This is a genomic window from Streptomyces sp. NPDC085866 (genome assembly GCF_044541035.1).
Classification (GTDB): domain Bacteria; phylum Actinomycetota; class Actinomycetes; order Streptomycetales; family Streptomycetaceae; genus Streptomyces.
Window position 1 is genome coordinate 226331 of the sequence record NZ_JBITSQ010000001.1, and the last position, 7931, is coordinate 234261.

At 72.1% G+C, this 7931-nt stretch carries 7 protein-coding genes and 1 tRNA gene; 4 read left to right on the forward strand and 4 right to left on the reverse strand.

The annotated features are described in order from the left end of the window. Positions 1 to 65 precede the first annotated feature (65 nt). The 3 genes from ACIF83_RS01060 (at position 66) to ACIF83_RS01070 (ending at position 2833) form a co-directional block, all read left to right on the forward strand. Positions 66 to 863, forward strand: coding sequence for a decarboxylase (locus ACIF83_RS01060; RefSeq protein ID WP_393464174.1), 798 nt, complete (start codon positions 66 to 68; stop codon positions 861 to 863). Continuing rightward, on the forward strand, positions 860 to 1597 hold the full coding sequence (locus ACIF83_RS01065; RefSeq protein ID WP_393464177.1) for a decarboxylase: 738 nt from the start codon (positions 860 to 862) through the stop codon (positions 1595 to 1597). Before ACIF83_RS01060 ends, ACIF83_RS01065 begins: the two co-directional genes overlap by 4 nt. A gap of 147 nt (positions 1598 to 1744) precedes the next feature. Next, the gene (locus ACIF83_RS01070; RefSeq protein ID WP_393464180.1) at positions 1745 to 2833 is read left to right on the forward strand and encodes an LLM class flavin-dependent oxidoreductase; all 1089 of its coding nucleotides are present in this window, start codon (positions 1745 to 1747) and stop codon (positions 2831 to 2833) included. On the opposite strand, the gene ACIF83_RS01075 is transcribed toward ACIF83_RS01070, so the two are convergent. Beyond that, positions 2812 to 4626 (reverse strand): putative bifunctional diguanylate cyclase/phosphodiesterase, encoded by a 1815-nt coding sequence (locus ACIF83_RS01075; RefSeq protein WP_399722628.1) that lies wholly within the window; start codon positions 4624 to 4626, stop codon positions 2812 to 2814. The genes ACIF83_RS01070 and ACIF83_RS01075 overlap by 22 nt on opposite strands. Positions 4627 to 4991: 365 nt before the next feature. On the opposite strand from ACIF83_RS01075, the gene ACIF83_RS01080 reads away from it, so the two are divergent. Further along, positions 4992 to 6206: a M6 family metalloprotease domain-containing protein gene (locus ACIF83_RS01080; RefSeq protein WP_399723135.1), complete on the forward strand. Its 1215-nt coding sequence runs from the start codon at positions 4992 to 4994 to the stop codon at positions 6204 to 6206. Positions 6207 to 6385: 179 nt separating this feature from the next. Here ACIF83_RS01080 and ACIF83_RS01085 read toward each other — a convergent pair. The 3 genes from ACIF83_RS01085 to ACIF83_RS01095 all read right to left on the reverse strand — a co-directional run bounded on the left by ACIF83_RS01085 (position 6386) and on the right by ACIF83_RS01095 (position 7510). After that, positions 6386 to 6459 (reverse strand) — tRNA-Lys (locus ACIF83_RS01085). Further along, the gene (locus ACIF83_RS01090; RefSeq protein WP_393464185.1) at positions 6450 to 7025 is read right to left on the reverse strand and encodes a bifunctional DNA primase/polymerase; all 576 of its coding nucleotides are present in this window, start codon (positions 7023 to 7025) and stop codon (positions 6450 to 6452) included. Before ACIF83_RS01090 ends, ACIF83_RS01085 begins: the two co-directional genes overlap by 10 nt. Positions 7026 to 7138: 113 nt before the next feature. Further along, complete coding sequence (locus ACIF83_RS01095) at positions 7139 to 7510, reverse strand: hypothetical protein (RefSeq protein WP_386580200.1); 372 nt, start codon at positions 7508 to 7510, stop codon at positions 7139 to 7141. Positions 7511 to 7931: the final 421 nt, after the last annotated feature.

The following is a 7931-nucleotide window of genomic DNA, read 5'->3' on the forward strand; positions in this document are numbered from 1 at the left end:
GTCAACACGGGCGTACCCACCGACCGTTCCTCCGTCGTCTCTCACCACGAGGGCGGTGTCCTGCCATGGACGTCTCCTTTCTCGGCGGCCCCCGCCCCCAGCGTGGAGTCGGGGTGGTGGCCCCCTTCGACTTCGCCCTCGACCGCGAGCTGTGGCGCTGGGTGCCCGACGAGGTGTCGCTGCACCTGACCCGGACCCCGTTCGTGCCGGTGGAGGTGAGCCTGGACCTGGCCCGGCTGGTCAGCGAGCACCAGACCCTCGGTGAGGCGGTGCGCGCGCTGATCGCCGTCGCCCCCGAGGTCGTCGCCTACGCCTGCACCTCCGGCAGCTTCGTCGACGGGATCGCGGGCGAGCGGGCGATGTGCGCGGAGATGAGCAGGGCCGGCGGCACCCTGCCCGCGGTCACCACCTCGGGCGCCCTGCTGGAGGCCCTGGCGGAGCTGCGGGTCCGCCGGGTCGCCCTCGTCACCCCGTACACGGTGTCCGTCACCCAGTCCCTTCAGGAGTACGTCGCCGAGGCCGGCGTACGGGTGACGGGCTGCGCGTTCATGGGGCTGACCCGGCACATCTGGCAGGTGCCCTACCGGGACGTGGTCGCCATGGCCCGCGCCGCGGTCCGCCCCGGCGCCGCCGACGCGCTGTTCATCTCCTGCACCAACCTTCCGACCTACGACGTCATCCCCCAGCTGGAGGCCGAGCTGCGCATCCCCGTGCTGTCGGCCAACCAGGTCACGATGTGGGCGGCGCTGCGCCGGCTGGGTACCCGAGCCGTGGGGCCCTATCAGGCGCTGCTGGACGAGGCCGCGCGGGAATGGCCCGTACTGCCGGAAGAAACGCAGGAACACCAAGAAGGGCCGTCATGACTGCACTCGGACTCCTCTACCCGGGCCACTCCGGCGAGGACGACTATCCACGCATCGAGCAGCTCCTGGGCAGCGACATCCGGGTGGATCTGGTCCACACAGACATCGGCGTGGACGCGCACCGGGTGGACGCGCTGCGCGAGATGGGCTCGGCGGAGCGGCTCGCCGCCGGCGTGGCGGAGCTGCGGCTGACCGGCGCCGAGACGGTGGTGTGGGCGTGCACCAGCGGCAGCTTCGTGTACGGCTGGGAGGGCGCCCAGGAGCAGGTGCGGGCGCTGGCCCGGCTGGCCGGGATGCCGGCCTCCTCGACGTCCTTCGCCTTCGTGCACGCGGCCCGGGAGCTGGGGGTACGACGGGTCGCCGTGGGCGCGACCTACCCGGAGGAGGTGGCCGCGCTGTTCGCGGACTTCCTGCGGGCCGGGGGGCTCGAGGTGGTCGCGGTGCGGTCGTCCGGGATCGTCACGGCGGCGGAGGTCGGGACGTGGGGGGAGGAGGAGGTGCTGAGTCTGGCGCGGGCGGCGGACGCGGCCGCCTCCGGTGCTCAGGCCGTGTTGCTGCCGGACACGGCGTTGCACACGGCCGCGCACATCAGCCTGCTGGAGAAGGCGTTGTCCAAGCCGGTGCTCACGGCGAACCAGGTGTCGGTGTGGGAGGGGCTGAGGCTGGCGGACCGCCGGGTGAACGCGCCCAGGCTGGGGGCGCTGTTCACCAGGGAACCGATCGTGCAGGTGTGACCGGGCGGGCACCGGGGCTCCGCCCCGGACCCCGCCTCGCCCACCCACCACCCGAGTCGGTCGGGCGAGAGGCGGCGGAATAAGCGGGGACAGCCTCCTGTTAAGTCCCGGCAGGACAGCTCACGGTCAAAACAGGAGGCTCACACCGTGTCGGCAGACGAGATCCGGGGCACGACGCACGGGACCGCCCCCGTCCCCCTCTCCGTACTGGACCTGGTGACCGTCGGTGCGGGCAGTACCGCCACCGACGCTCTGCGCACCAGCGTGGAGCTGTCCCGGTACGCCGAGTCGCGCGGCTTCCACCGGTACTGGGTGGCCGAGCACCACTCCATGCCCGGCGTCGCCTCCTCCTCGCCCGCCGTGATCCTCGCCCACCTCGCCGCCCACACCGACCGCATCCGGCTCGGTTCGGGCGGCGTCATGCTGCCCAACCACGCGCCCCTGGTGATCGCCGAGCAGTTCGGCACGCTGGAGGCGATGGCGCCGGGGCGGATCGACCTGGGGCTCGGCCGGGCGCCCGGCACGGACGGTGCCACCGCCGCCGCGCTCCGCCGTACCGACACCCTCGACGAGGGCGCCGACGACTTCCCGCAGCAGCTGGCCGAACTCACCCGCTTCCTGGACGACGACTTCCCGGACGGGCATCCCTACCGGCGCATCCACGCGATCCCGGGCCCGGTGCAGGGCAGCAGCCCCGGCGGAGTCCAGTCCGCGCACCGGCCGCCGATCTGGTTGCTCGGCTCCTCGGGCTTCAGCGCCCGCCTCGCCGGTCTCCTCGGGCTGCCCTTCGCCTTCGCGCACCACTTCTCCGCGCAGAACACCATCCCGGCCCTCGACCTGTACCGGCAGACCTTCCGGCCCTCCGAGGTGCTGGCCGAGCCGTACGCCCTCATCGGCGTCTCCGCCCTCGCCACGGACGACGAGCGGGAGGCCGGCCGACAGGTGCGGGCTGCCGCGCTGAACATGCTCCGGCTGCGCACCGGCCGCCCGGGCCTGTTCCCCGACCCGGCCGACGCCGAGAAGTACGAGTTCAGCCCGATGGAGGAGGACTTCGTCGCCTCCTGGACCGGCAACATCGTGCACGGCACGGCGGACGAGGTCCGCTCCGGCCTGGACGACCTGCACAAGCGCACCGGCGCCGACGAGTTGATGCTCACCTCGCACGCCCACCGCGGCGAGCTGCGGCTGCGCTCCTACGAACTGATCGCCGACGCCTACGGCTTGCCCACCGCGTAGGCCGCCTGGCCGCCCAGCAGCTCGGAGATACGATCCGGCGGCACCGGACGGGAGTACAGCCAGCCCTGCCCGGTGTCGCAGCCGATCCGACGCAGCCGCGTGGCCTGCGCCGAGGTCTCGACGCACTCGGCGGTGACCGTCAGGCCGAGGCGGTGGGCCAGCTGGATCATCGCTTCCACGATCACCTCGTCGGCCGGGTTGGGCGGCACGGCCACCGTGCTCTTGTCGCCCTCGTACTGGAAGCCGCGCACGAAGGAGCCGTCCAGCTTCAGCACCGACACCGGCAGCCGGCTCAGGTATGCCAGGTTCGAGTAGCCGGTGCCGAAGTCGTCGATCGCGATACGGACGCCCATGTCGCTGAGGGCCTGCAGGGCCTGGAGCGGGCGGCCCGAGGACCCCATCACGGCCGACTCGGTCAGCTCCAGCTGGAGCAGGTGCGGGGCGAGCCCGGTCTCGGCGAGGGTCCGGGCCACGTCCGCCACCAGGTCGGAGTCCCACACCTGGCGTACGGCCACGTTCACGCTGACGAAGATGGGCGGCTCGTCGGGGTGGTCCACCTGCCAGCGGCGGGCCTGCCGACAGGCGGTCTCCAGCGCCCAGCGGCCGAGCTGCACGATCGAACCGTCCTCCTCGGCCAGTCCGATGAACCGATTCGGCGCCAGTGTGCCGAACTGAGGATGATTCCAACGGACCAACGCCTCGACCCCGCTCAGCCGGCCGTCCTCCATGCCCACCAACGGCTGGTACTCGAGGGCGAACTCACCGCGCTCGATGGCGGGGCGGAGGGTGGAGGAGAGGGCCTGCCGGGTCACCAGGTGCGCGTTGCGCTCGGGGTCGAACAGGGTCCAGCGGGCCTTGCCGTCCGCCTTCGCCCAGTACAGCGTCGTGTCGGCCGCCTGCATCAGACCCGTGGCGGTCGTACCGGCAGCGTGCCGTTCCACGACCCCGACGGACGCGGTCAGCGACAGCCGCTGTCCGGCCAGGTCGAAGGGTGCCTCCAGGGCCTTCAGCGCGGACTCGGCGAGGTCGGCGAGCTGCTCGGTGCCGGTGGAGTCCTCGACCAGCAGGGCGAATTCGTCGCCGCCGAGCCGGGCCACCAGGGGGGTGCCGGCGCGGGCGTACCCGGTCTCGTCGGCGACCCGGGTCAGCCGCTCGGCCACGGCCGAGAGCAGCCGGTCGCCGACGCGGTGGCCGAGGGTGTCGTTGACGGCCTTGAAGCCGTCCAGGTCCAGGTAGCACAGGCCGATCCGGCCGGTGCCGCTCTGCTCGTACGACTCCGCCTCCAGCGCGGCCGTCAGGCGCTCGAAGAACAGGGTGCGGTTGGGCAGCCGGGTCACCGGGTCGTGCATCTGCAAGTGCCGCAGCCGGGCCTGGAGTTCGCGGCGGGCGCTGATGTCGGCGACCGACACGAGGACGCCGGGCTCGCCACCGGTCAGCGGGGTGACGGTGACCTGCACCCACACCGAGTGCCCCTCGGGGTGCTTCAGCCGGCGGGTGCAGCGCAGCCTGGCCTGTCGGCCGCGCAGGACCTCGCGGTAGGCATGCCAGGTGCGCGCGTCCGCGGCCAGGTCCACCAGATCGGCGGCCACCCGTCCGGTCAGCCCGTCCGGGTCGGCGCCGAGCAGGCCGCCGAGCGCGGGGTTGGCGCTGACGACGAGACCTTCGCGATCGACGACGGCCATGGCGAGCGGCGCCGCCGCGAAGACACGGCGATAGGTGTTCTGGTCACTGTCTGTGACGGCTGACCGGTCGAGGTCTGCCGCGGGCGTCGGCCCTTCGGACGTTCCGCTCACCGCTCGCTCCCGCAGTGCACTCGATCTCTGTCCGTGCCGGAAAGTGTGCCGATCATAGAGGCTGGCCCCGAGGCCTTCCAGCCACTCTCCAGTGTCCCGGACAGACCACAGGTTCTGACAGATCGTTTCTGCCCGCACCTGGACGGGTTCTTCAGGCCCCCGACCAGTTGTGACGTTCCGTGAGTGTTTCGGGGTGTCGGCCGTCGATGCACGCCGGAGCCCAAACGGGCGTACTCACCCTTCTGGTTCAGGCAAACAGGACGAACAGTAATGAACTACCACAGTCTGGATGCGGTGTCCCGCGAACCGTGTCCGGAGGTCCTTTCGTGCCCAAGCTGCGCAGCACCGCCGCCGTGTTCACCACGATGTCGGCGCTCGCCGCGACCTCGATCCTCACCGGCCCGTCGGTCGCCGAGCCCTTCTCCACGGCTCCCTGCGCCCTGCACCGCAGCGAGGCCCACCACTCGGAGGGTGTGGACACCTGGAACCCCGAATACACCCGCCCGATCGGCGCGCTCGACGCCGTCATGATCTTCCTTTCCTTCCCGGACGCCACACCCCGCACCACCCCCGCCGAGCTGACCGCCGACCACTTCCCGGCCACCAGCCGCTTCTTCGAACAGGCCTCGTACGGCCGGTTCACGCTGCGCCCGCACCCGCTCGACCACTGGCTGCGCATGCCGCAGCCGTCGACCTCGTACGCCATGAAGCGCGACTGGAGCGCCGATGACCGCGCCGCCTATCTGCGCGACGCGTTCGCCGTGGCCGATCAGGAGGTCGACTTCTCCCGCTACGACGTCATCTACTTCGTCGCCGACCCGGATGCGCCGGGCGTCGACTCGGACGCGACGAAGGTCGTCAACCTCGACACCCCCATGCGCGTGGACGGCACGGACGTGCGCCGGGTCGTCACGGTGTTCGAGAAGCATCCGCCGGACCGGCTGGTCCTCGCCCACGAGAGCGGCCACGTCTTCGATCTCCCCGACCTCTACCACCGGCCGGTCGACGGCAAGGGCGACTGGGACACCTACGTCGGCGACTGGGACCTGATGGGCAGCCAGTTCGGGCTGTCCCCGGACCTGTTCGCCTGGCACAAGTGGAAACTGGGCTGGCTGGATCCGCGCCAGGTGCTGTGCGTGCGGGGCGCGGGGCCGACCCGGCTGACCCTGGAGCCGCTGGCCGCGGGCCCGGGCGTCCCGGTACAGGGCGCGGCCGGTGCCCCGGCCTTCGGCCTCGGCCATGGCGCGAAACTGGCGGTGGTGCGCACCGGCGCGGACAGTGTCCTGGCCTTCGAGGCGCGCGGCCCGGCGGGCAACGACCGCGCGGGCTGCCGGCAGGGTGTCCTGGTCTACCGGGTGCGCGGTGGCGCGGAGTCCGGCGGCGGTCCGATCGAGGTGGTGGACGCCCACCCGCGCACCGAGGCGTGCTGGGAGAACTCGGTCTACCCGCCCCTGGCCGACGCCCCGGTCTCCCTCGGGGAGAGCTTCACGGTGCCCGGGGAGGGTGTGAAGGTGGAGGTGGAGGGGCGGACGGCGTCCGGGGCGTGGACGGTGAAGATCACGCCGGGGCTGAAAGGCTGATCCCGTCGTCCGCGGGGCGCCTGTATACGAAAACGGCGGGCCGGATTCTTTCGAACGGACCCGCCGTCGTCCGGGGGGTGTGGGTGGCGGAGCCCCCACAGTGCGCGGCGAAGCCGCGCAGAAACGGAGATGGCGAGGAGGTTCGCTCTTTGCGCGAACACGCCTCGCCATCGTCATTGTGCGCCGCCAGGGACTCGAACCCCGGACCCGCTGATTAAGAGTCAGCTGCTCTAACCAACTGAGCTAGCGGCGCCTGCTGACGTCGTAGACCTTAGCATCCTGGTCGGCGGGAGGAAAAATCGATATCCGTACGGCCGCGCGGGCCGCCCGGACGGCGGCCCAGAGCAGCACCTCGGGGCCCGGCAACCACGGGTGACGGGTGTCCGGCGCGACCAGCCAGCGGGAGCCGCCGGGGGCGGGGGAGGCGTCGCCGGACAGGGCGGGGACGGTCACCGCGTCTCCCGTGCCGTGGCAGAGCAGCGGCGGTACCGCCTCCGTGCGATGGGGTCCCCACTCCTCCCAGCTCAGCAGCGAGGGCAGCCGGTGGGCCGTGCCCGGGGCGGTGAACAGCAGCATGCGGCCCCGGAACACCGCCACCGGCCCGGACCCCGGCCCCTCGTCCCATAAGCGGTCCAGCATCCGGCGTCCGAAGATCGCCGGGGCGCTCACCACGTCGAAGACGGTGCCGCACGGGAGGACCAGCGGGGCGTCCGGGCGTTCCTGCCACAGGGCGAGCGTGCTTCGCGGATACGTTCCTGCCGAGGCCAGCCACGCGGCTCCGTCGGCGGTGGCACAGGTGACATGCGGTGTGCAGCTCATGCCGACTACATTTACCGGCCGTGAGCACACGGTTCTCCTGGGTTGCGGAAAACCGGGACAGGAGCGGGCGGGGAGGAGTATCTTGCCCGCCTGGCATATGCCAGCCGCGTGGGCTAGACGGGGTCGACGGGGCTGCGGCCCTCCGTGTCGGCGCCGCGCAGCAGGTCCCGCCCGAACTCCACCATCTTCTTCGCGTAGTCCTCGGTCCACTCCGCCCGCGCGGCGATGTCCGCCGGGGTCAGCCGGTCGAACCGGCCCGGGTCGGCGAGCTGGGCCGCCGCGACGGCCTGGAACTCCACGGCCCGGTCGGCCGCCGCCTGGAAGGCCAGGGCCAGCTCCGTCGCCCGCGCCAGCAGCGCGCCCGGATCCTCCATCGACTCCAGGTCGAAGAAATGCTCGGGATCGGAGGCCGCCTCCGCGGGCTCGAAGATCAGGGGCGCGGGGCGTAGCCGCGGTTCATGCCGACGCGGCGTGGGCTCCGCCATGTCTCGTCTCCTCCTCGTACGGTTCGGTGGGCCCCGCCTTCAGGTGGGCCACCCTCCATTGTCTCCCGCGAGCGCAAGGGGACCTCGGAGCCCGAAGTCCCGCGCACACACCAAGACACTCAAGGCCGTCGGCTCACGCGATGTTCCGCGAGATGAGCCGGCACGGCGTGATTCGCCTCCCAGCCGTCGGGGCTGTATCCATCGGCCGCCTCCGGCGGCGTGTCGGCCTCCGTCCGGCGGGTGGGCGGTGCTGGTTCGCGGTTCGCCGGCCCGGCGCAGTGGATCCGGTCACGGCCGCCAGGCAACCCGGTGCTCTGCCAAGTGGGCCGGCACGGCGTGATTCGCCTCCCAGCCGTCGGGGCTGTATCCATCGGCCGCCTCCGGCGGCGTGTCGGCCTCCGTCCGGCGGGTGGGCGGTGCT